A 22,021-nucleotide genomic window follows, 5' to 3' on the forward strand; every position below is an offset into this window, starting at 1 on the left:
AGGCCGTTTCTGAAGTCCGGTGCTGTCTACCCGTTTTGAACGCGGATCAAGGACGCGCGACGCGTCAGTATCTGGCGGCGGATGAAGGCCATCACGAAAAGCGCGGTCAGGATCAGGATGATCGTTGGTGCCGGCGCACTGTCCAGGAAAAAGCTCAGATATGTGCCCGTCAGCATGGCACCCACGTTGATCAGGGCCGACAGCCAAAGCATCGTCGAGAATTGCCGCACCAGAAGAAAGGCAATCGCCCCCGGCGCGATCAACAGCCCGATGGCAAGGATCAGACCCACCGCAGAGAGTGTCGCGACGATCGTCAGCGACAAGGCAGAGAGCAATCCGTAATGCAGCGCATGGACCCAAAGGCCCGACGCGCGCGCCTGTGCCGGATCGAAACTTTGCAGCAACAGGTCTTTCCATTTCAGGACAAGGCCGGCGACCACGAGGGCCGATATCGTGCCCGCCAGCCAAAGTTCGTTCGTCTCCACCCCGAGCATGTTGCCAAAGAGTATGTGATCCAGGTGCGCGTTGGTCTCGATCGAGACATAAAGCACGATGCCAAGTCCGAACATGCCCGAGAACACCACCCCCATCACGGTGTCCTCTTTCACGCGGCTGTTTGACGACAGGTACCCCGTGGCTACCGCGCAGGTCATTCCCGCGACGAAGGCCCCCACAATCAGCGGAATGCCGAGGATATATGCCAACACGATGCCCGGCAAGACAGCGTGACTTACCGCGTCCCCCATCAGCGCCCAGCCCTTGAGTACCAGAAAACACGACAGGATCGCGGTGGGCACGGCGACCATGGCCGAGATGAAGAAAGCGTTTTGCATGAACGCAAACCGAAATGGCAAAAGCAGGGTTTCAAGGTCCATCATGCACCGTCCTTTGCCGGATGGTCCGGCAATAGCCCGTCATCTGGTCCATCCTGCAAGACGTCTTTCGCCTTGCGTCGGGCGGCCAGAAGACCGTGGCGCGGGGCAAGGACAAACGCCGCGAGAAAGATGAGGGTTTGCAGGCACACGATTATGCCGCCTGTCGCCCCATCAAGAAAGTAGCTGATATAGGCTCCGGCAAAGCTCGTGATCGATCCGATCGCAACCGATGTCACGATCAGCCGCGCAAAGCGGTCGCACAGAAGATATGCTGTCGCTCCCGGTGTCACCACCATCGCGATCACAAGGAACGCGCCAACGGTCTGCATCGCGGCCACGACGGAGGCCGACAGAAGGACAAAGAACACCGCCTTGAGCAGCCGTGGTCTCAGCCCGATGGCGCGGGCATGGTTTTCATCGAAGAACGTGACCATCAGATCTTTCCACTTTGCCATGAGCACGGCAAGAGAGACGATTCCGATGATCGCCAACTGCAGCGTGTCCCCGGGTGTAATGGCAAGGATATTGCCCATCGTGATGGTCTGGATCGACACCGACATCGGGTTGATCGACACCATGAAAAGGCCAAGGCCGAAAAAGGACGTGAAGATCATCCCGATGATGACATCCGGCTTCAGCCCTGATCGTTCTGACAGGAACAGCATGGTCGACGCCGCCAATCCCCCCGCAATGAATGCGCCCAAGGCGAAGGGCAAGCCAAGGATATAGGCCCCGGCCACGCCGGGCACGACGGAATGGGACAGCGCGTCGCCAATCAATGACCACCCCTTGAGCATCAGGTATGAGGACAGGAACGCACAAACCGACCCGACCAGCGCCGACACCCACATCGCGTTGACCATATACGTGTATCCGAACGGTTCCATCAAAGACGCGATCATGCGTCCGGCTCCGTCCGTTGGGTCTTGTCGCCGTATTGCACGAAGGGACGTTCGTCGTCGGTAAAGATCGTCACCTCGCGCGCGTCCTCATCGTCGTGCAGGGTATCGCCGCCCAGCGTGAAGTGACGCAACACACCGCCAAAGGTCTTTTCGAGATTTTCGCGGGTGAAGGTTGTTTCGGTTGGTCCAAAGCTGAGCACCGTGCCTTTCATCAGCACCGTTCGGTCGCAGAACTCGGGCACCGAACCAAGGTTATGAGTCGAAACCAGCATCACCCGCCCCTCGTCTCGCAAGTCGCGCAGCAGGGCGACGATCTGGTGTTCGGTCTTGACGTCGACCCCGGTGAAGGGCTCGTCCAGAAGGATCACCTGCCCGTCCTGCGCCAGCGCGCGTGCCAGGAAAACGCGTTTGCGTTGGCCGCCCGACAGTTCGCCGATCTGGCGGTGGCGCAGGTCCTGGATGTTGACGCGGCGCAGCGCGTCGTCCACGGCGGCGCGGTCCTTTGCACTGGCTCGGCGGAGGAACCCCATCTTGCCGTAGCGGCCCATCATCACCACGTCTTCGACCAGCACCGGAAACGCCCAGTCCACTTCCTCGGATTGCGGCACATAGGCCACGAGGCTGCGGGCCAGCGCCTCCTTTACCGGCAGACCGAGGATGCGTATTTCGCCCTGCGATGCCGGAACGAACCCCATGATCGCCTTGAACAGCGTCGATTTTCCGGCACCATTCACCCCCACCAGCCCGGTGACGGTGCCTCTCGGGATCTCGAAGCTGGCATTCCACAGGGCAGTGTGGCCGTTGCGGTAGCTGACCGTCACATTGTGTGCCGACAACCCTGCGTCCCTGGTGTTGGGCGAGGTCGCGTGGCTGGTCCGGCGCTCTTGGTCGAGCATGATGTGTCCTCACGGTTTCGGGGCTGCACGGCCCTGCAGGCCAGGATCAATTCGCGGCAGACGTCAGCCCGTCCGCCACGGTTTGCGTGGTCACGCGCAGCAGATCGAGATACGTCGGCACCGGGCCGCCGGCGTCGCTCAATGAGTCAACATAGAGCACGCCGCCATAGGCTGCACCGGTTTCCCGCGCGACCTGTTCTGCCGGTGAGGTATTGACGGTGCTTTCACAGAAAACCACGGGGATATTGTTGTCGCGCACACCGTCGATCACGGACCGCACTTGCTGCGGCGTGCCCACCTGATCGGCGTTCATCGGCCAGAGGTAAAGCTCTTGCAGGCCCAGGTCGCGGGCGAGATAGCTGAAGGCGCCCTCGCAGGTGACAAGCCAGCGCTGCGATTGCGGCACATCGTCCACCGCGTCGCGCAACGGCTCCAGCGTCGCGCGCAACGCCTCCTTGTAGCGGGTTGCGTTCTCGGCATAGACGGGCGCGTTTCCAGGATCCTGTTCGGCAAAGGCCTTGGCGATATTATCGACATAGATCAACGCGTTGTCCAACCCCATCCACGCGTGCGGGTTGGGCTTTCCGGCGTAGCTTCCCGCCGCGATGGATATCGGATCGATTCCATCGGACACTGTAACGGAGGGCATATCGCCAAGGTTCGAGACGAATTGTTCGAACCAAAGCTCGAGATTGAGGCCGTTCCAGAGGATCAGGTCTGCATCGACCGCGCGCACGATATCCTGCGGCGTCGGCTGATAGCCGTGAATCTCGGCCCCCGGCTTGGTGATAGAGACAACCTCTGCCGCATCACCGGCAACATTGGCTGCCATGTCCGCCAGAACGGTGAAGGTTGTGACCACCTTCAATTTCTCTTCCGCCACAGCGCCCGTCCCCAGCGCAAGCAAAGCGGCTGACAGGATTGTCGCAGTTTTCGATTTCATCGAACGTGCCTCCGTGGTCGCCAGGTCGAGCCCACCATGAAAATGCAAGTCATTCGCATTTATTACCCCCTGCAGCCTGCTTTGCAAGGGCACGGCTGGAAAATTCCTGTGCCGTCGCGGTTCAGTGATCAAGTCACCGACAGCGTGTCGTGCCGCGTGGCAGCATTGATATGACGCGACCTTCACTGCGGGGAAAAACGCCACACGGCTGGCCCGCCACAGTGGAGACATTTCAAACCCCAAGGAGGCACTCCATGAAAAAACTCATCCTCTCCACCATTCTCGCCGCGACAACTGCCGTTTCCGCGGCGGCGCAGGATGCGTCCAAGCTGGTCACCGTCGTGACATCGCCGGACGCGCAGACGCAGCTCATGTCGATGGTCCTGACCTTCCAGGCTGCGCAGCAGGGTGCGGATGCCCATATTCTGCTCTGTGGTCCAGCCGGGGATCTCGCGCTGCAGGACGCTCCCGAAAGCGCCACTGCGGGACAGCCGCCACGCGACATGAGCCCGCAGGGCCTGATGCAGATGATCCGGGACAAGACAGACGCAACCGTCGAGGTCTGTGCGATCTATCTTCCGGGCCGGGGCGATGACCAGTCCGTTCTGCTGGATGGAATCGGCGTTGCAAAGCCTGACGAGATGGCAGCCACGCTGATGGCGGCAGATACACGTGTTCTAAGCTTCTGAAACGTCCCCACCGCGCCAGTCATTGCGCGCGGTGGGACCGTCCTCTCTGTCAGTCTGTCGCATTTGTCACAAGCACATGTGCAGTGTAGGTGTTTGACCAGCCAATCGGCTAATATCGAAACCGAGGTCAGACACGGGGATGGCTGCGTCCCCCCTGGCGCCAAGCGCTGGACGTTCAAAAATGGATGCATCCTGGATCGACAAATTTGCGGGGCTGAGCCGCCTGCCGGAGGACATCCGGTCCGAACTCGAGGCAGGAAGCCAGATCGTGACCGTCCCGGCTGGCAAGGAAATCTTCGAGCCGGGGCAAACCGTGGACAACCTTTTGCTGCTGCTGGAAGGGACGGTGAAGGTGCAGCAACGCTCCGACACCGGACGCGAGGTGTTTCTCTATCGCGTGCATGCCGGTGAAAGCTGTGTCCTGACCACGGCTTGCATGCTGGCCTTCGAAGATTACTCTGCCGAAGGCATTTCCGAAACCGAGGTGAAAGCGGTGGCCATTCCGCGCAAGACCTTTGACACGCTCGTGGCCCGGTCGACGGTGTTCCGGGAATTCGTCTTCACCGCCTATTCTCGTCGAATCACCGACCTATTCACCCTGATCGATGACATCGTGTTCCAGCGCATGGATGTGCGGCTGGCCTCGCGGTTGCTCGAACTGGCGGACAGCACGGACACGGTGCACGCGACCCACGCGGTTCTCGGCACCGAACTGGGCACCGCGCGCGAGGTGGTCTCGCGGACCTTGTCGGAATTCCAACGCCGCGGCTGGATCGAGCAATCGCGCGGTGAGGTGCGGCTCATCGGGCACGACGGGCTGGAACGCCTGGTGAGAAGCGCACACGCGCAGGTGTGATCCGCGCAAGACAAGCCCTTTCCTCCAAGTCTGTGACCAAGTCACTGAAAATTCGGGCGCTGACGTGCCATAATTCGGGTGTAGATTCTCGATGGAGGGAAACATGACTACGAATATGGGAAAAATCGACCGCGGCCTGCGACTCGGCATTGCGGTCCTGTTGCTGGTCCTCGCGCTTGGGACGAATGTGCTCGGATCCGGCATTCTGTTCTGGCTGGCCGTGATCGTCGCGGTTGTCTTCGCGGTGACGGCGTTCATCGGCAATTGCCCAGCCTACAGCATCATCGGCGTCAAGACCTGCCGCAACGGCTGACACGCCAAAGCCGCTTGCACAGCTCATGTGCCGCCGTCTGGCGGCGCTGAGCCTTCGTTCGGGCGAATCCCGATCGCAGGCAGACCCTGCCAGAAACCCCACACGGCATAGCCAAAACAGCGCCTAACCGTGAACGGTCGCGAACTCAAACGCGGCACGACGACGCCCGTTGGCCTCGGCCCCGCGGCACCCGGCGCATTCACCTTGGAAGACGCCCTGTGCGGGCCCGATCCCTTTCAGGACTTTACGGAAATTCAGTGGTGAGCCGTGCAGGGTTCGAACCTGCGACCCACTGATTAAAAGTCAGTTGCTCTACCAACTGAGCTAACGGCCCACTGTGCCGCTACCTAGAAAGACGTCGGGGGACGGTCAACCCCCAAAAGGACCCAATCCCGGCCAAACTTCACGAATTGCGCGGAGTGGCGAAGTCAACGCACTGGAAAGATGACGTCCGGGGGCGTATATCCGCGCTCATGACGCACGATACGGCACAGGCCATCTCATTTATGAAAATGCACGGGCTCGGCAATGATTTTGTCGTGCTGGACGGGCGTGTGCAGACGGTAAAGATGACGGCAAATCTGGCACAGGCGATTGGCGACCGGCATCGCGGCGTCGGGTTTGATCAGCTCGCGATCATCGAACCGAGCGAGGGCGATGCCGCCGCCCGGCTGACGTTCTACAACGCGGACGGATCCACTGCGGGGGCTTGCGGCAATGCCACGCGATGCATCGCGCGCCACCTGATGACCGAAACAGAGCTCCCCGAATTGGTCCTGACCACCGAGCGAGGACATTTACGCGCGCGGGATGCGGGGCGCGGTCTCACCTCGGTCAATATGGGTCCACCGCAACTTGCGTGGGACAAGGTGCCACTGGCAAAGGAAACGGACACGTTGGAACTGCCAATCGACGGCGCGCCGACAGCGACCGGCATGGGCAATCCGCATTGCACCTTCTTCGTCGCCGATGCCGAAAAGGTGGACCTTGAATCGCGCGGGTTCGAGATTGAGCATCACCCGCTTTTCCCCGAGCGCACCAACGTGCAATTCGCCAGCGTGATTGGAAATAACCATCTGCGCATGCGGGTCTGGGAGCGCGGTGTCGGCGTGACGCTTGCCTCCGGCTCATCGTCTTGTGCCACTGCTGTCGCAGCCGCGCGGCGTGGCCTGACCGGACCGCGCGTGCAGATCGACCTTGATGGCGGAACGATCGAGATTGACTGGCGCGACGACGGTGTCTGGATGACCGGGCCGACCGCCCATGTCTTTACAGGGACACTCAGACCAGACTGGCTGGAGCAGGCGTCATGACCCTGCCAAAGTTCACCACCATGGGCTGCCGCCTCAACGCCTACGAAACCGAGGCAATGAAAGACCTGGCCGGACAGGCCGGTCTGGAAAACGCCGTGGTCGTCAACACCTGCGCCGTCACCGCCGAAGCGGTGCGCAAGGCGCGGCAGGAAATTCGCAAACTGCGGCGCGAGAATCCCGAGGCGAAACTCATTGTTACCGGATGCGCCGCTCAGACCGAACCCGGCACCTTTGCCGAGATGTCCGAGGTGGACGCGGTCATCGGCAATACCGAGAAGATGACGCCGGACACATGGTCCGGCCTTGCGGCCGATTTTGTCGGCCAGACCGAAGCGGTGCAGGTCAATGACATCATGTCGGTGACGGAAACCGCGCAGCATCTGATCGACGGGTTCGGCACGCGCAGCCGGGCTTACGTGCAGGTACAGAACGGCTGCGATCACCGCTGCACATTCTGCATTATCCCCTACGGCCGGGGCAATTCACGCTCCGTGCCTGCCGGCGTCATCGTGGACCAGATCAAGCGGCTGGTGGACACCGGCTTCAACGAGGTGGTGCTGACCGGCGTGGACCTGACCTCTTGGGGCGCGGACTTGCCAGCGACGCCAAAGCTGGGTGATCTCGTCATGCGCATCCTCAAGCTGGTGCCCGATCTTCCGCGCCTGAGGATCAGTTCGATCGACAGCATCGAGGTGGACGAGAACCTGATGCAGGCAATCGCCACCGAGCCGCGCCTGATGCCGCATCTGCACCTGAGCCTGCAACACGGAGACGATCTGATCCTCAAACGCATGAAACGGCGGCATCTGCGCGACGATGCGATCCGCTTTGCCGAAGAGGCGCGCGCACTACGGCCCGACATGACCTTTGGCGCGGACATCATCGCGGGCTTCCCGACCGAGACAGAGGCGCAGTTCGAAAACTCTCTGAGGTTGGTCGACGAGTGCGACCTGACCTGGCTGCATGTCTTTCCCTACTCCCCGCGCAAGGGAACGCCCGCTGCGCGGATGCCGCAGGTCAATGGCAACACGATCAAATCCCGCGCCGCACACCTGCGCGCGAAAGGGCGGGACGCGGTGACCCGTCACCTGCACCAGCAGCAAGGCTGCGCGCATCGCGTCTTGATGGAAGCGCCGGACATGGGCCGGACTGAGCAATTCACGGAAGTCCGCTTTGCCAGCCCCCAGCCGGTGGGCCAGATCGTCAGCACGACAATCAGCGGGCAGGAAGACCAGCACCTCGTCGCCGCGTCGATGTGACGGCACGTGAATATCCGTGCCCGAACGCCACAGCTTGATGTGGCAAGATCATCCATGCTCGCGGCTGTCCCGCAAGATCCGTTGCGCCTGTCACTGTTTTGCGCCAGAACGCCGCAATGACGGATAAATATCGCGCGCTTCTTGTCCATCTGCTCACCGCCACGGGGGCTGTTTTTGCCATGCTTGCGCTGCTCGCGGCAGCGCAGGAAAAATGGTCGATCATGTTTCTCTGGCTGGTGGTGGCATTTGCCGTCGATGGCGTGGATGGGCCCTTGGCCCGCAAATACGATGTAAAAGTGAACGCGCCACGCTTTGACGGCGTGCTGCTCGATCTGATCATCGACTATCTGACCTATGTGTTCATCCCTGCCTTTGCCCTGTTCCAATCCGGCCTTTTGCCTGGCTGGATGGGGTGGTTCGCGATCATCACGATCACCTTCGCATCGGTGATGTATTTCGCGGATTGCCGGATGAAGATGCCCGACAATTCTTTTCAGGGCTTTCCGGGCTGTTGGAACATGCTTGTCCTCGTGCTTTTCGCGATAGAGCCGAATTTCTGGGTTTCACTGGCCATCGTCGCGATCCTGTCGGTAACGATGTTCCTGCCACTGAAATTCATCCATCCCGTGCGCACCGAACGCTGGCGCACCCTGTCGCTGCCCATCGCACTTGCGTGGACCTTCTTTGCCGGCTGGGCGGCCTGGGTAGATTTCCACCCCGAAAGCTGGGCGGTTTGGGGGTTGATCGCAACGTCCGTCTACCTGGTGCTGGTCGGAATCGTGCAACAGGTGGTCCCGGCCAAGCCGTCGTGACCGTCCCGCGCTGTCGCGGGGCTTCGGCGGGACGTCATCTAGCGCCCGGGCGGGCGGAAAGGCCCGTTGCACAGCGCGCTTGTCAGCAAACTGGGCGGTGTCGTGATCGCGCCGGCGCCACACTCCGGGTCCGGGCCAGACCGGCCCCGAAACACGTGTTGGCACTGGCCCGGATCGGGGCATCGAGGGCGGGATCACGCCTTTAGCCGGTAGCCGCGCCGGAAAAATGACCACGCCACGAAATTGATCGCCACCGTGCTGACAACCGCCACCACCGCGCCCAGCAGCGGGCTGCTGTCCGATACGCCGATCATGCCCCAGCGCACACCGTCGATCAGATAGAAGATCGGGTTGGCATGCGAGATATCGTTCAGAAGCGGCGGAAGCGCCTCGACCGAATAGAAGGTGCCCGACAGGAAGGCGAGCGGTGTCACGATGAAATTGGTGATCGCCGCCATCTGGTCGAACTTCTCGGCAAAAATACCGGCGACCATGCCGATCCCGGACAAAAGCGCACCCCCCACGACGACGAAAAAGAGCGCCGCCAAGGGCTGCTGCGGCACGATACCCAGAAAGACCCAGAGCGCCACTGCGATGGCAAGGGCCACCATCAACCCACGCGCGACCCCCCCGGCAAGGTAGCCGAGAACCAGCTCGCCCGCAGAGAGCGGCGGCATCAGCGTGTCGACGATATTGCCCTGGACCTTGGCCACCACGATCGAGGACGAGGTATTCGCAAAGGCGTTCTGGATCACCGTCATCATCAGGATGCCCGGCGCGATGAAGGTGGTGAAATCAACCCCCATCACATCCCCTCGGCGCGGTCCGATGGCGATGGTGAAAATCAGCATGAACAGCCCGGCCGTGACCACCGGTGCCAAAAGCGTCTGGGTCCAGACATTGAGGAACCGCAGCACCTCGCGCTGGCCCAGCGTCAGCAGGCCCAGCCAGTTTACGCGCCCGAAACGGCGCTCCTTCGCGATCATCTGCCCGGTGTTCTGCATTCATGGCCTCTTGACGGTCTGCGCGGGTTGTAACTCTCCCGTGCATGATTAGAATAGATGCTGACTTAGAGATTTCGGGCGGCCAACGCAAACGGCCGCTTTTTTTGATGGAGGGCGAGAGATGTCCTGGACCGATGAGCGTGTTGAGCTGCTCAAGAAGATGTGGAACGAAGGCCAGTCAGCGAGCCAGATTGCCAAGGAGCTGGGCAGCGTGACCCGCAATGCCGTGATCGGCAAGGTGCATCGCCTGGGCCTGTCGAACCGCGCCGGCGCGACGCCCGCGGCGGCCAAGCCCGAGCCGAAGCCGGCCCCCAAGGCCGCGGAAGAGGCCAAGCCGAAGCCCGAGCCCAAGGAGCTGGCGGCGGAAAAGCCCGCCAAGCCAGCCGTTTCGATGGAAACGAAATCGGCGAGCCCGGCCGCAAACGCGCGCAAGCAGATCATTCCGGCGGGCCAGCCATTGCCGCCGCAGCCATCGGCGAATGAAATCAGCCCCGAAGCTTTGGCGAAGGTGAATGCTATCGAAAAGAAAGCCAAGAAACTGACCCTGATGGAGCTGACCGAGCGGACCTGCAAATGGCCCGTCGGGGACCCGGCGACATCGGATTTCTGGTTCTGCGGGCTTCCGGTCCAGCAAGGCAAACCCTATTGCGAGGCCCATGTCGGAGTTGCCTTCCAACCCATGTCATCGCGCCGCGACCGGCGGCGATGATCCGGGCGTCCCACGGCTGGGACGCCCTGCCAGACACGTAAGATCAATGGGTTACAGGGACGGATTTACCGTTTCTTTACCATTCCGGACCGACCGCCCGACCATATCACCGGGCGGGCGGGACCCCTAAAGGCCGCTCTGCCCACAGGGCCGAAACACGGCTCTGCGACACCCCCGGCAGAGGACTGGATTTGACTGAAGAGCCCCCGAGCAGGGGCGGTCGCAGAGCCTGCATCGCGGGGCGCGAACAGTACGAACGGAGCGAGACTGCGCAAAAGCGCTGGCTGGTGCCGGGCATGGCCGGCACTTCAGTTGGTCCGGGTCCCACGCGCCTCTGCGCGCCGGGACGGCAGGCTGCGCCGTCAATTCCGCGGTCGGTTCGGGCTTTCGCCGGGCGGCGCGACCGCCTATATGCAGCGCATGACCCAGAACCCCCCTTCGCTTCGCCCCGATCTTGCGCCAGCCGCGCGGCTGTCCGACGCGCCCCGCGCCGGCCAGCCCACCATCGGCATGGTGTCGCTGGGGTGTCCCAAGGCGCTGGTGGACAGCGAACGCATCCTCACCCGACTGCGCGCCGAAGGCTATGGGATCAGCCCGGATTATTCCGGCGCCGACGCGGTGATCGTGAACACCTGCGGGTTTCTCGATTCGGCCAAGGCGGAAAGCCTCGATGCGATCGGCGAGGCCCTGGTGGAAAACGGCCGCGTGATCGTCACCGGCTGCCTGGGCGCGGAGCCGGATTACATCACCGGCGCGCATCCCCGCGTGCTGGCGGTGACCGGGCCGCATCAATACGAACAAGTGCTGGACGCGGTCCACAGCGCGGTGCCGCCTGCGCCGGATCCCTTTGTCGACCTGCTGCCCGCTTCGGGCGTGTCGCTGACGCCGCGTCATTACAGCTATCTGAAGATTTCCGAGGGCTGCAATCACAAGTGCAAGTTCTGCATCATCCCGGACATGCGCGGCAGGCTCACGTCGCGGCCCCCGCGTGCGGTGCTGCGCGAGGCGGAAAAACTGGTCGCAAGCGGCGTGCGAGAGCTTCTGGTGATTTCACAGGACACCTCGGCCTATGGCACGGACTGGACCGACCGGGAGGAGAAGTTTCCGATCCTGTCGCTGGCCCGTGACCTGGGGTCCCTGGGCGCCTGGGTGCGGATGCATTACGTCTACCCCTACCCGCATGTGCGCGATCTGGTGCCGCTGATGGCCGAGGGGCTGGTATTGCCCTATCTGGACATCCCGTTCCAGCATGCGCATCCCGAGACGCTCAAGCGCATGGCACGGCCCGCCGCCGCCGCGCGGACGCTGGACGAGATCGCGGCTTGGCGCGAGATCTGCCCCGACATCACCCTGCGGTCCACCTTTATCGTCGGCTATCCCGGCGAGACCGAGGCCGAGTTCCAGACGCTGCTGGACTGGATGGACGCGGCGCAGCTGGACCGGGTCGGGTGTTTCCAGTACGAGAATGTCGCCGGCGCCCGGTCGAACGCCTTGCCGGATCATGTCCCCGAGGCGGTCAAGCAGGAGCGTTGGGACCGGTTCATGGAAAAAGCGCAGGCGATTTCCGAGGCCAAGCTGGCCGCGAAGGTCGGGCGGCGGATGGATGTGATCATCGACGATATCGACGCCGACGGCATCGCCACCTGCCGCACCAAGGCCGATGCGCCCGAGATCGATGGCAACCTGTTCATCGATGAGGGGACCGAAGGCCTGAGCGTCGGCGAGATAGTGTCGGTCGAGGTGGACGAGGCCGGGGAATACGATCTCTGGGGGCGTCTTTGAGGATCGGATCAGGCTGCGCCTGATGCGACCGCTTGGGGGCTCTGCCCCCAAACCCCCGGGATATTTTCCAACCAGAGAAGACCCGGACCGCAGCGGAAACCCGCCATGCCTTGCCGCGCCCGGCGCGCGGGTTACCTTTCGGGCATGACACAGAGATCCGAAACGCGCGTGCTTTACAACGACGACTGCCCTGTCTGTTCGTTCGAGATCAACCACTATGCCGCCTATGCGCAAAAAGAGGGGTTGCCGATCCGGTTCGACGATCTGAACGGGCCCGACCGGGCGGCCTGGGGGATCGACGAGGACAAGGCGGCGCGCCGGCTTTACGTGATGCGAGACGGGCAGGTCCACTCGGGCATTCCCGCCTTTCTTGAACTATGGCGCGAGATGCCGCGATACCGCTGGCTTGCCAGGGTGATCGGTTTTCCGGGGGTCCGTCACATGGCGGGCTTTGGCTATGATCACCTGCTGGCGCCGCTGATCTATCGCTGGCACCTTCGGCGTCGGGCGCGGCGTGTCAGCCAGTCGCGGTGACGCGCCCCCACGCCGGCGCGGCTTTAGCGGTTGTCGAGGTAATGGCGCACGCAGCTCTGGACATGGCGGAAGCGGTCGCCGCCCAGGTGCTTGCCGCCATACCAGCGGGTGACGACGATGATGTGATCTGTCAGGGCGTCGCGTTCGAGCATCTGCAGGATGATCTGCCCGGCCCCGCCTTCGCCGTCGTCATTCTTGAGTGGCGGTCCTTCGGAAAACAGCACGGCCCAGGTGTTATGCGTCGCCTTGGCGAATTTCCTGGCGCGTTTCAGGTCCTTGAGAAACCCCAATGCTGCATCGCGGGTTGCGACGGGACCGCCGCTGACCGCGTATCTGGATCCGCGATCGGAGATGACGCGGTCAAACTGTTTCATCTTCGAGATTGAGCTTCATATCGACCAGGACCTGTTGCAGCGCGAGCGTTTCGCGCAGCAGGCGGCGCGCCTCATTGGCGCTGATCACGCCATCCTGGATCGATTGGTGGTATTCGGACATCAGCATGGCAAAGCGCTGGCTGAGCGCGACGACATCGGAATTGACCCCGCCTTTCCTGGTTTCATTGTCGCGGCGGGTCTCGAAGGTCAGGGAAATGCCGCGCAGTTCGGCAAGGGCGGCGGTGACATGGGGGTAGCTGGACACCTGTTCCAGCGCCGCCACCGCATCGATCGGCATGAAGCGGTCCGCGTGTTCATCGTGGTCGGCGTAATAGCGGCCAAGTGTCGCCTTGGATTTGCCGGTGATCCGGCACGCTGCCTCGATGCCGACGTCCTTGACAAGCAACTCGGAATGTTTCTTCAGATACGGACCGAACGTTGGCATATACAGACCCCTTTGGATCGTCCCGCGCACTCTGGGACCCATGGTGCCTGTTTTCCCTGACTTTGATCTTAATGCAATGGGATGTTGGTGCTGGAGCCGAAGGTGTCGGGTTCAAGGCACACCTTGTCCGGCCCGATGTGGCGATGCGGCGCGCCCGGAACCTTGCGCGCCGGGGCCTGTTGCGGCACATGACGCGGCATGGCGAAGCTCTACTTTCACTATTCGACGATGAACGCGGGGAAATCCACCCTGCTGTTGCAGGCCGCGCATAACTACGAGGAGCGCGGCATGACGGTCTGCCGGATGACAGCGGCGTTCGATGACCGGGCCGGCAAGGGGCAGATTGGCTCACGGATCGGGTTTGCCCGCGAGGCAGAGACCTTTGCGACCACCGACGATCTGTTCGCACGAATAGTCATGCTGCAGGAGCGCCAGCCGATCGCCTGTGTTTTTATCGACGAGGCACAGTTTCTTACCCCGGTGCAGGTCTGGCAACTGGCGCGGGTGGCCGACGATCTGGGCATCCCGGTGATGGCATACGGGCTGCGGGTGGATTTCAGGGGCGCGTTGTTTCCCGGTTCGGCGACCCTGCTGGCGCTGTCGGATTCGCTGCGAGAAGTGCGCACGATCTGTCATTGCGGGCGCAAGGCCACGATGGTTGTCCGCCGCGATGCGCATGGCACCGCGCTGACCGAAGGCGACCAGGTCCAGATCGGCGGGAACGAGACCTACGTCAGCCTGTGCCGCAAGCACTGGCGGCAGGAAACCGGCACGCGGTGATGTCGGGGCCGCCCCGGTCGCCCCCCCCGAAATCATGAAAGATTTTCAGGAACGCAAGCGCCGTGGAGCTTGTTCTTTCCATGACTGCAACAGCATGACTGGAGAGACCAATGACCAAGTTACTCGTATCCGCCCTCGCTCTGACGCTTTCGACCGCAGGTGCCTGGGCCGAAAGCCACACGGGTTCGGACACAGACGGCAGCATGTCGGAGAGCGGCATGGGTGCGTCCACATCGATGGATGATGCAGACGGCCTGATCCGCACGCGGGACATAACCGGCGGCAATGTCTACACGATGAACGAAGCCGATGACGAAGGCTGGTCGCCTGACACCATGTACGACGCGGTCGGTGCAGATTGGAACGATATCGGTGAAATCGAGGATATCGTCTTGAACCGGACCGGCCAGATGATCGGTATCGTTGCCGAGGTCGGAGGTTTTCTTGATGTCGCCGACAAGCACGTGATGATTCCGGTCGCGGACCTGAACCTCGCGGCGCTGGATGACAGCAGCTATGCCTTCGTGACCAGGCACAACGAAGAGCAGCTGGAGAGCATGGAAGGCGTTGACGAGGGCTTCTGGGAGTGACCCCTTTCGAAATTCGGGACAGAAGGGGGCCGTTTGGCCCCTTTCTTGTTCGAACAAAAGGATCGTGCAGCCCAATGGCCAGGGATCAGGGTCTGGGCTCTGACAGGTCGCCCTTCGGGATGACATGCGACGGCGTGACGGCGCCGCTTTCGCCAAGGGCGGACCGGGTCATGCGGACGTCTTGTCGAATGGCATGAGCACAGGACACAGCTTCACCAATATCTGAATTGACGTGGTGCGACCTGGGAACCGGACCTGCCCCTGTCACGTTGATTGGTCAAAGGAGGTATCCAAATGGACCGACTATCTATCATTCTTTCGCTTCTCAGTGGTTCCTTGATCACCGGGACACTTGTCATAACGGCCTTTTCGATGGGGTACTACACCTGGTGGGTCATCGGCGCGGCCGCGGTCATCGGGTTCGTGTTGGCGTGGCCAAGCGCCTATTACGTGTCGCGCATGATCAAGAACCGCGACACCGAATGGCCGACACGCGACAACCCGATGCGCGATGGAGCGATACCGCGCCGGAATGCCGAGGAGGTCTAGACCGGGTTCGGCAGCGTCGCGCCCTTGGCAAACGCAAGCGCGTTGTCGATGGCCATAAGGCCCATCGCCTCGCGCACTTCGAGGGCCGCTGTGCCCAGATGCGGCAAGAGCGTGACGGTCTCCATCCCGATCAGCGCCTGCGGCACATCGGGTTCATGTTCGTAGACATCCAGCCCGGCGCCGGCGATGGCGCCTTTTTCCAGCGCCGCGATCAAATCATCCTCTTTTATCACGTCCCCACGCGCGATGTTCACCAATCGTGCGTGGGGTTTCATGTTCGAAAGCACGGATGCGTCGATCATGTGGTGCGTCTCGGCCCCGCCGGGGACCGCTATGACCAGCACATCCACCTGTGCGGCCAGATCGGCAAGCGACGCGACCTGTTCGGCGGGAAAGGGCAGCGGTTTGGACGAGCGGTTGTAATACTTCAGCGTCATTCCGAAGCCGTGATGCGCGCGTTGCGCAATGGCTTGTCCGATGCGGCCCATGCCAACAATACCAAGCGTCTTGCCCGTCAGGTGCAGGCCCAGCAATTGCGTCGGGTGCCAGCCCTGCCATTGCCCCGCGCGGACAAGCCGTTCGCCTTCGCCCGCCCGGCGGCAGGTCATGAGCATGAGCGTCATTGCGATATCGGCGGTCGCGTCGGTTACGGCACCCGGCGTGTTGGTGACCGCGATGCCGATGGATTTCGCGGCGGCGGCGTCGATATGGTTGTATCCGACACCGAAATTGGCCAGCAGCCTTGCGCGTGGATTTGGAACGGCGTCGAACACATCGGCGCTGTAGAGATCGCCAAGCGTGGGCAGAACGATGTCGTAATCGGACAGGCTCTGGACCAGTTCGGCGCGGTCCATCGGGGTCGTCTGGTCGCGCATGGTGGTGTCGAAATGCGCCCGCGCTTGGGCGATGACGGTGTCCGGCAGGGGCCGGGTGATCAGCAGTTTCAGCACAGGCGCGCTCCGTTCGGGGTGTCGTGGTCGGGGATGGCGAGAACGATGGCGCCCTGCGCATCGGCAAAGCCCAGCACAAGCGCTTCGGACATGAAGGGGCCGATCTGACGGGGCGGGAAATTCACGACGCCCATGACCTGCTTGCCGACAAGCGTTTCGGGCGCATAGTGGTCGGTGATCCGGGCCGAGGATTTTCGGATGCCGACCTCGTCCCCGAAATCGACCCAGAGCTTGATTGCCGGTTTTCGCGCCTCGGGAAAGGGTTCCGCACGCGTGACGGTCCCAACGCGGATATCCACTTGTTCAAATGTGTCGAACCCGATTTCAGCCATTGGCGAGGTCCTTTGACCGTTTGGCAGCGGCGTCGATGGTATCGGCCATGAGCCGTGGCAGGCCGGTGTCTTCGTTCATCAGAACGTCCAGCCCGGCCTGCGTTGTGCCGTTGGGGCTGGTCACATTGACCCGCAGCTGGCTCGGGGTGTCGTCTGACTGCATCGCCAGCGCGCCAGCCCCTGCGACCGTCGCCTTGGCGAGCGTCATCGCCAGATCGGGGGCGAGGCCCTGCGCTTCTCCGGCATGCGCCATGCATTCGATCATGTGGAACACATAGGCCGGGCCGGATCCGGACAGGCCGGTGACGGCATCCATCTGGTCCTCGGTCTCCAGCCGCACGGTCTGGCCGATGGCCGACAGCAGCGTTTCTGCATCCTGCATCTGTGCTTCGGTCACCCGGGCGTTGCCGATGATCGCGGTGATCCCCTGTTTCACCGCGGCCGGCGTGTTCGGTATCGACCGAATGACCGGGGTATCGGTACCGAGCATCTTTTCGAATGTGGCGATCGTGATCCCGGCGGCCACGGAGAGGAACAGGGTTGTGCCATTGCCCAGTCGCGCCAGCGACGGCAGTGCATCGCGCATGATCTGGGGTTTGACGGCGACCAGGACGATGGCCGGGTCAGCCGGCAGGTCAGCGTTGAGGTTTATTCCCTGCCCCTGCACCCAATCGGACGGGTTCGGATCGTTGATCCAGACGGATCCGGGCGGCACGCCACCGGCAAGCCAGCCTTCGAGCATGGCTGATCCCATCTTGCCGCAGCCCAGAAGGACCAGACCGCGTTTGGCGATATCCGAGTGTTGCATGGCGCCCCCAACGATTTGCGTCAGGGGGCAGTGTTACGCGCGGCCGTATGCCTCTGCAATGGCGACCTGAAGCGCGTCTTGCGGATCCCGGTTGCCCCAGACGACAAGCTGGAACGCCGGGTAGTAGCGTTCCGCGCCCATGACGGCGCAGGAGATCATCGTATCGATCTGTTCGGCGCTGGCGACATTGCCGCCCGCCAGAACGAGACCGTAGCGAAAAATCATCAGATTGGCCTCTTGCCAATATGTGAACGCCCCGGCCCAGCACTGGTCGTTGACCGTGTTCAGGCTTTCGTAGAGCGCCGGCAGGCGGTCCTTTGGCGGCTCCATGTCGAAGGTGCAGATCAGGCGGAGCGTCTCGTCGAATTGCGACCACGCCAGCGTGATGGAGTAGGTGCGCCACTGCCCTTCCACCGCCATGGCGATCTGGTCCTCGGCGATCCGGTCGAAATCCCAGTCGTGATGAACGGCAATGTGTTCAACGATGTCGATGGGGTGAACGTCGTCTTCAAGATACTGTTCGGACAGGGCCATAGCGCCGCCTCCTGTTGCCTGTGCGGAAAGGCGGGCCAGACCCTACCTTTCGATGCCTGCTCTAGGGGCTGCGCATTTCTGCTTGGACCCCTACCACATATGCTGCATAGCCGACGCACCCGCGTAAAGCTATATTTCCATGACACACACAATAAGTTGTGGAGAAGTCCAGCAGATGTGGGGCGCGCCGGTTGGTCCACATATTGTGGAAACAGTCACGAAATTCGCGGCTGCCTTGCCCGAAACAGCGCGATGTGCCGCGCTGCGGCACCCCGGCATGTGCCGGGGCCGGTCGGGACTTCACTGCAATATTGGAAACGCCGCGTACCCGCACCTGACGGCTGCGATGCAGGGCGCAGCCCAGAACGGGACCGGGCCAATCCCGTGGTTGATCGGTCCCGGATCACATGTCTTCAGATGGCGTCGCCTGGCAAGACGCCGGGGTTTACTTCTGCTCGGCGTCCATCGCGTCAAGGCGCGCCTTGAGCGCCTCGTTCTCTTCACGGGCCTTCATTGCCATGGCGCGCACAGCGTCGAACTCTTCGCGGGTGACGAAATCACGTTCCGCAAGCCAGCGGTCCATCATGGATTTCATCGCTGTTTCAGCTTCTTCACGCGCGCCCTGAGCCACGCCCATGGCGTTGGTCATCAGTTGCGAGATGTCCTCGAATACCTTGTTGCGGGTCTGCATTGTTTTCTCCGATCTGATCTTGCCCTCTATATGGGGCGCGGACCCGGTCGGCACAAGGTTGACTTCGCCCCGGAGCAATGAACATCTGCACCCATGTCGACCGGCCTGCCCTTTCCGAATGTCTCTCCGGAGCTTTTTTCCATCTCGATCTTCGGGATGGACCTTGCGCTGCGCTGGTATGCGCTGGCCTATATCGCCGGCATCCTGATCGGCTGGCGGATCGCGGTTGCAGCCGTGAAGCGCGCGGCGCTCTGGCCCGCGAACACACCGCCGATGCGGCCCGAACAGGTCGAGGAATTGCTGACTTGGGTGATCCTCGGGATCATTCTTGGCGGGCGGCTTGGCTTCGTGCTGTTTTACCAACCCGCCTATTATTTCGCCAACCCGATGCAGATCCCCTTCATATGGCAAGGCGGCATGGCGTTTCACGGCGGGCTGATCGGGGTAATTCTCGCTGGCTGGCTCTATTGCATGCGCGCCTCCATCCCGTTGCGCTCAGCGGCGGACATGATGGCCCTGGCCACACCGCCGGGCCTGCTGCTGGGGCGGATCGCCAACTTCATCAATGCAGAGCTTTGGGGCCGGCCGACGGAGCTGCCCTGGGGCGTGCAGTTTCCCGGTGCGGCGGCACAGGCCTGTGGACAGGCGGCGGGAGAGATCTGTGCGCGGCATCCCTCGCAACTCTATGAAGCGGTCCTGGAAGGCATCCTGCTCGGCGGCGCCTTGCTGTGGCTGGCGTTCCGGCGCGGGGCGCTCAAGGTGCCGGGGCGGATCGTCGGGCTGTTCATCGGCGGATACGGCGCGGCGCGCTTCCTGGTCGAGTTCTTTCGCCAACCTGACGCGCAGTTCGTGTCCGAGGGCAATCCGCTTGGCCTGGCCTGGCATGTGGGCGGATACGGGCTGACAATGGGGCAACTGTTGTCGCTGCCGATGATTGCCATCGGGCTCTACCTCTGGAGGTCGGCGCGCCGGACATGACCGCCCTTGCCGAGATACTGAAACGACAGATCAGGACGACCGGGCCGATGTCCCTGGCACAGTACATGTCGGCCTGTCTGCTGCATCCCGAACACGGCTATTACACAACGCAGGATGCGCTGGGCGCGGCGGGTGATTTCACCACCGCACCCGAGATAAGCCAGATGTTCGGCGAGGTGATCGGCCTCTGCGTCGCGCAGGCTTGGATGGATCAAGGCGCACCGGAGACGTTTGCATTGGTCGAGCTTGGACCGGGGCGCGGGACGCTCATCGCCGACGTGATGCGCGCGACTTTGCAGATCCCCGGGTTTCACACGGCCGCCGCGCTGCACCTGGTCGAGGCCTCGGCGCGGATGCGCGATTTGCAAGCCGCCGCCCTGCCCGCGCATCAGCCGGTGTGGCACGATACGGTCGAGACCCTGCCGGAGGATATGCCGGTCTTCGCGATTGCGAACGAGTTTTTCGATGCCCTGCCGATCCGCCAGTTCCAGCGCGACCACAACGGATGGCGCGAGGTGATGGTGGGCCTGTCCGAGGCGGGCAGACTGCAACGCGGACTGAGCGATCCGGCACCGATCGACATGCTGGAGCACCGGCTTGGAGATACGGCACCCGGTGCCTTGGTCGAGGTCTGCGCACAGGGGCAGACGGTGATCGACGCGGTGGCGCACCGGATCGCTGCACAGGGCGGCATGGCGGTCGTCATTGATTACGGCGGGTGGCGGTCCGATGGCGATACCTTCCAGGCGGTGCGGGCGCACCGGCCGGTTGATCCCTTCGAGGCTCCGGGACACGCCGATCTGACCGCGCATGTGGATTTCGAGGCCTTGGCGCGGTCGGCGCTCAGGGCGAAATGCGCGGCGACGCAACTGACCAACCAGGGTGTTTTTCTTGAACGGCTGGGAATCACACCGCGGGCGCAAGGTTTGGCCAAAAGTCTGGACCCGGCAGCCCTGGGGGCGCATGTTGCCGCGCATCGACGGTTGACCCACCCCGATGAAATGGGTTCCCTGTTCAAGGTGCTGGGGCTTTACCCCGGCACCGCTTCGCCGCCACCGGGACTTGACCCATGACGCTTGAGATCATCACCTCGGACAGTCTTGCGCCCCTGCGCCACGGGTTCTTCACGCGCCGCGGCGGCGCGTCCTCGGGGGTCTTTGCCGGGCTGAATTGTGGATCGGGATCGACCGACCAGTCCGAGATCGTCGACATCAACCGCGCGCGGGTGGCCGAGGCGATGCAGGTCGCCGAAGACAATCTTGTGACAGTGCACCAGGTTCATTCAGCCGATGTGGCGACAGTGGACGGTCCGCTGGGCGCACCCAAGCCCAAGGCCGATGCGATGGTGACGGATACGCCGGGGCTTGCGCTGGGGGTTCTGACTGCCGATTGCCAACCGGTGCTGTTCGCCGACCCGGAGGCGGGTGTCGTCGGTGCGGCCCATGCCGGGTGGCGCGGCGCATTGGACGGGGTTCTGGAGGCGACGGTCGAGGCGATGATCGACCTCGGCGCCGACCGGGAGAACATCACCGCCGTGATCGGCCCAAGCATCAGCCAGAGAGCCTACGAGGTTGGCCCGGAATTCCTTGAGGCATTTCTGGACGATGATCCGCAATTCGCGCGGTTCTTCGCCAATGGGGCGGACGGGCGGTACCAGTTTGATCTGCCGGGCTTTGGACTGCACAAGCTGCGCACTGCGGGCGTGGATGCGGAATGGACACGGCATTGCACCTATTCCAATGCGGACCGGTTCTACTCCTACCGCAGGTCCACCCATGCGCGCGAGGCCGATTACGGCCGGCTGATCTCGGTGATCCGGCTCTAGGTTCCAGGTGGCACGGCTTTGTCGCCTGCCGCGCAACAAATACCAAGATTGCCGCCTTATGGGCCGGCGATCTTGATGCGAGCGGGTGCAGGCCCAAGCCCACAGTTTATCAAGGGTCTGTTTTCACGAGGTATTTCGAAACATCGCGTCCGGACACACGCGGCAATTTTGGCCGGAAACAATCCCGGCACTGCCCAAAATCAATCACGACAATACACCGGGATTGTCCATGTTCGGTCACAAACGTGCCCCAATGCGCCGCTTAATTACTGCCAACG

The 22,021-nt window shown here is 62.5% G+C and carries 28 protein-coding genes and 1 tRNA gene; 15 read left to right on the plus strand and 14 right to left on the minus strand.

Annotation, left to right across the window (positions count from 1 at the left end; all coding sequences use genetic code 11):
* Positions 1-26: 26 nt before the first annotated feature.
* From LCF59_RS06775 to LCF59_RS06790, 4 genes are read right to left on the minus strand one after another with little or no spacing between them, the layout of a single operon-like run.
* The gene (locus LCF59_RS06775; RefSeq protein ID WP_292286811.1) at positions 27-875 is read right to left on the minus strand and encodes a metal ABC transporter permease; all 849 of its coding nucleotides are present in this window, start codon (positions 873-875) and stop codon (positions 27-29) included.
* Positions 875-1,777: a metal ABC transporter permease gene (locus LCF59_RS06780; protein ID WP_292286692.1), complete on the minus strand. Its 903-nt coding sequence runs from the start codon at positions 1,775-1,777 to the stop codon at positions 875-877. Before LCF59_RS06780 ends, LCF59_RS06775 begins: the two co-directional genes overlap by 1 nt.
* The gene (locus LCF59_RS06785) at positions 1,774-2,673 is read right to left on the minus strand and encodes a manganese/iron ABC transporter ATP-binding protein (RefSeq protein WP_292286693.1); all 900 of its coding nucleotides are present in this window, start codon (positions 2,671-2,673) and stop codon (positions 1,774-1,776) included. Before LCF59_RS06785 ends, LCF59_RS06780 begins: the two co-directional genes overlap by 4 nt.
* Before the next feature lie 46 nt (positions 2,674-2,719).
* Positions 2,720-3,616: a metal ABC transporter substrate-binding protein gene (locus tag LCF59_RS06790; RefSeq protein ID WP_292286694.1), complete on the minus strand. Its 897-nt coding sequence runs from the start codon at positions 3,614-3,616 to the stop codon at positions 2,720-2,722.
* A gap of 254 nt (positions 3,617-3,870) precedes the next feature.
* Here LCF59_RS06790 and LCF59_RS06795 point away from each other — a divergent pair, with 254 nt between their 5' ends.
* From LCF59_RS06795 to LCF59_RS06805, 3 genes are all read left to right on the plus strand, one after another.
* Positions 3,871-4,305, plus strand: a complete 435-nt coding sequence (locus tag LCF59_RS06795) for a hypothetical protein (RefSeq protein ID WP_292286695.1) — start codon at positions 3,871-3,873, stop codon at positions 4,303-4,305.
* 181 nt (positions 4,306-4,486) lie between these two features.
* Complete coding sequence (locus tag LCF59_RS06800) at positions 4,487-5,161, plus strand: Crp/Fnr family transcriptional regulator (protein WP_292286696.1); 675 nt, start codon at positions 4,487-4,489, stop codon at positions 5,159-5,161.
* 103 nt (positions 5,162-5,264) lie between these two features.
* A complete protein-coding gene (locus LCF59_RS06805) occupies positions 5,265-5,474 on the plus strand; it encodes a DUF2892 domain-containing protein (protein WP_292286697.1) in 210 nt (69 codons plus the stop codon).
* 258 nt (positions 5,475-5,732) lie between these two features.
* Here the strand turns inward: LCF59_RS06805 and LCF59_RS06810 are convergent.
* Positions 5,733-5,808 (minus strand) — tRNA-Lys (locus LCF59_RS06810).
* A gap of 172 nt (positions 5,809-5,980) precedes the next feature.
* On the opposite strand from LCF59_RS06810, the gene dapF reads away from it, so the two are divergent.
* The 3 genes from dapF (at position 5,981) to LCF59_RS06825 (ending at position 8,858) form a co-directional block, all read left to right on the plus strand.
* Positions 5,981-6,787, plus strand: a complete 807-nt coding sequence (gene dapF, locus LCF59_RS06815; protein ID WP_292286698.1) for a diaminopimelate epimerase — start codon at positions 5,981-5,983, stop codon at positions 6,785-6,787.
* Positions 6,784-8,046 (plus strand): tRNA (N(6)-L-threonylcarbamoyladenosine(37)-C(2))-methylthiotransferase MtaB, encoded by a 1,263-nt coding sequence (gene mtaB, locus LCF59_RS06820; protein WP_292286699.1) that lies wholly within the window; start codon positions 6,784-6,786, stop codon positions 8,044-8,046. The genes dapF and mtaB overlap by 4 nt, the downstream gene beginning before the upstream one ends.
* Positions 8,047-8,162: 116 nt before the next feature.
* The gene (locus tag LCF59_RS06825) at positions 8,163-8,858 is read left to right on the plus strand and encodes a CDP-alcohol phosphatidyltransferase family protein (RefSeq protein WP_292286700.1); all 696 of its coding nucleotides are present in this window, start codon (positions 8,163-8,165) and stop codon (positions 8,856-8,858) included.
* Positions 8,859-9,052: 194 nt separating this feature from the next.
* On the opposite strand, the gene LCF59_RS06830 is transcribed toward LCF59_RS06825, so the two are convergent.
* The gene (locus tag LCF59_RS06830) at positions 9,053-9,862 is read right to left on the minus strand and encodes an ABC transporter permease (RefSeq protein ID WP_292286701.1); all 810 of its coding nucleotides are present in this window, start codon (positions 9,860-9,862) and stop codon (positions 9,053-9,055) included.
* A 121-nt stretch (positions 9,863-9,983) separates the two neighbouring features.
* On the opposite strand from LCF59_RS06830, the gene LCF59_RS06835 reads away from it, so the two are divergent.
* The 3 genes from LCF59_RS06835 to LCF59_RS06845 all read left to right on the plus strand — a co-directional run bounded on the left by LCF59_RS06835 (position 9,984) and on the right by LCF59_RS06845 (position 12,887).
* Positions 9,984-10,571, plus strand: coding sequence for a GcrA family cell cycle regulator (locus LCF59_RS06835; protein ID WP_292286702.1), 588 nt, complete (start codon positions 9,984-9,986; stop codon positions 10,569-10,571).
* Positions 10,572-10,982: 411 nt separating this feature from the next.
* Entirely contained in the window at positions 10,983-12,353 is a 1,371-nt protein-coding gene (rimO, locus tag LCF59_RS06840; protein ID WP_292286703.1) for a 30S ribosomal protein S12 methylthiotransferase RimO, read from the plus strand.
* A 144-nt stretch (positions 12,354-12,497) separates the two neighbouring features.
* A complete protein-coding gene (locus tag LCF59_RS06845; RefSeq protein WP_292286704.1) occupies positions 12,498-12,887 on the plus strand; it encodes a thiol-disulfide oxidoreductase DCC family protein in 390 nt (129 codons plus the stop codon).
* A gap of 23 nt (positions 12,888-12,910) precedes the next feature.
* Here the strand turns inward: LCF59_RS06845 and LCF59_RS06850 are convergent, their stop codons facing one another.
* The 3 genes from LCF59_RS06850 to LCF59_RS06860 form a co-directional block, all read right to left on the minus strand.
* Positions 12,911-13,261 carry a YigZ family protein gene (locus LCF59_RS06850; protein ID WP_292286705.1) on the minus strand — a complete coding sequence of 117 codons (351 nt, stop codon included), beginning with the start codon at positions 13,259-13,261 and terminating at the stop codon, positions 12,911-12,913.
* Entirely contained in the window at positions 13,248-13,706 is a 459-nt protein-coding gene (locus tag LCF59_RS06855; RefSeq protein ID WP_292286706.1) for a hypothetical protein, read from the minus strand. The genes LCF59_RS06850 and LCF59_RS06855 overlap by 14 nt, the downstream gene beginning before the upstream one ends.
* Before the next feature lie 68 nt (positions 13,707-13,774).
* Positions 13,775-13,906 carry a hypothetical protein gene (locus tag LCF59_RS06860; protein WP_292286707.1) on the minus strand — a complete coding sequence of 44 codons (132 nt, stop codon included), beginning with the start codon at positions 13,904-13,906 and terminating at the stop codon, positions 13,775-13,777.
* Between LCF59_RS06860 and LCF59_RS06865 the strand changes: the two genes are divergently transcribed.
* The 3 genes from LCF59_RS06865 (at position 13,905) to LCF59_RS06875 (ending at position 15,625) form a co-directional block, all read left to right on the plus strand.
* Positions 13,905-14,486 carry a thymidine kinase gene (locus LCF59_RS06865; RefSeq protein WP_292286708.1) on the plus strand — a complete coding sequence of 194 codons (582 nt, stop codon included), beginning with the start codon at positions 13,905-13,907 and terminating at the stop codon, positions 14,484-14,486. The genes LCF59_RS06860 and LCF59_RS06865 overlap by 2 nt on opposite strands.
* Positions 14,487-14,596: 110 nt before the next feature.
* The gene (locus LCF59_RS06870) at positions 14,597-15,076 is read left to right on the plus strand and encodes a PRC-barrel domain-containing protein (RefSeq protein WP_292286709.1); all 480 of its coding nucleotides are present in this window, start codon (positions 14,597-14,599) and stop codon (positions 15,074-15,076) included.
* Positions 15,077-15,370: 294 nt separating this feature from the next.
* A complete protein-coding gene (locus tag LCF59_RS06875; protein WP_292286710.1) occupies positions 15,371-15,625 on the plus strand; it encodes a hypothetical protein in 255 nt (84 codons plus the stop codon).
* Here the strand turns inward: LCF59_RS06875 and LCF59_RS06880 are convergent.
* From LCF59_RS06880 to LCF59_RS06900, 5 genes are all read right to left on the minus strand, one after another.
* Complete coding sequence (locus LCF59_RS06880) at positions 15,622-16,572, minus strand: D-glycerate dehydrogenase (protein ID WP_292286812.1); 951 nt, start codon at positions 16,570-16,572, stop codon at positions 15,622-15,624. The two genes, LCF59_RS06875 and LCF59_RS06880, sit on opposite strands and share 4 nt — an antisense overlap.
* Positions 16,569-16,907, minus strand: a complete 339-nt coding sequence (locus LCF59_RS06885) for a tRNA-binding protein (RefSeq protein ID WP_292286711.1) — start codon at positions 16,905-16,907, stop codon at positions 16,569-16,571. Before LCF59_RS06885 ends, LCF59_RS06880 begins: the two co-directional genes overlap by 4 nt.
* Complete coding sequence (proC, locus tag LCF59_RS06890; protein WP_292286712.1) at positions 16,900-17,715, minus strand: pyrroline-5-carboxylate reductase; 816 nt, start codon at positions 17,713-17,715, stop codon at positions 16,900-16,902. Before proC ends, LCF59_RS06885 begins: the two co-directional genes overlap by 8 nt.
* A 33-nt stretch (positions 17,716-17,748) precedes the next feature.
* Positions 17,749-18,249: a YbjN domain-containing protein gene (locus LCF59_RS06895; protein WP_292286713.1), complete on the minus strand. Its 501-nt coding sequence runs from the start codon at positions 18,247-18,249 to the stop codon at positions 17,749-17,751.
* A 445-nt stretch (positions 18,250-18,694) separates the two neighbouring features.
* A complete protein-coding gene (locus LCF59_RS06900) occupies positions 18,695-18,940 on the minus strand; it encodes an accessory factor UbiK family protein (RefSeq protein ID WP_292286714.1) in 246 nt (81 codons plus the stop codon).
* 93 nt (positions 18,941-19,033) lie between these two features.
* Here LCF59_RS06900 and lgt point away from each other — a divergent pair, with 93 nt between their 5' ends.
* From lgt to pgeF, 3 genes are read left to right on the plus strand one after another with little or no spacing between them, the layout of a single operon-like run.
* Positions 19,034-19,918 carry a prolipoprotein diacylglyceryl transferase gene (gene lgt / locus LCF59_RS06905; RefSeq protein WP_292286715.1) on the plus strand — a complete coding sequence of 295 codons (885 nt, stop codon included), beginning with the start codon at positions 19,034-19,036 and terminating at the stop codon, positions 19,916-19,918.
* Positions 19,915-20,991 carry an SAM-dependent methyltransferase gene (locus tag LCF59_RS06910; protein ID WP_292286716.1) on the plus strand — a complete coding sequence of 359 codons (1,077 nt, stop codon included), beginning with the start codon at positions 19,915-19,917 and terminating at the stop codon, positions 20,989-20,991. Before lgt ends, LCF59_RS06910 begins: the two co-directional genes overlap by 4 nt.
* On the plus strand, positions 20,988-21,743 hold the full coding sequence (pgeF, locus tag LCF59_RS06915) for a peptidoglycan editing factor PgeF (RefSeq protein WP_292286717.1): 756 nt from the start codon (positions 20,988-20,990) through the stop codon (positions 21,741-21,743). Before LCF59_RS06910 ends, pgeF begins: the two co-directional genes overlap by 4 nt.
* Positions 21,744-22,021 lie beyond the last annotated feature (278 nt).

The organism is Marivita sp. (assembly GCF_020055675.1).
In the GTDB taxonomy this organism is placed as follows: Bacteria; Pseudomonadota; Alphaproteobacteria; order Rhodobacterales; family Rhodobacteraceae; genus Marivita.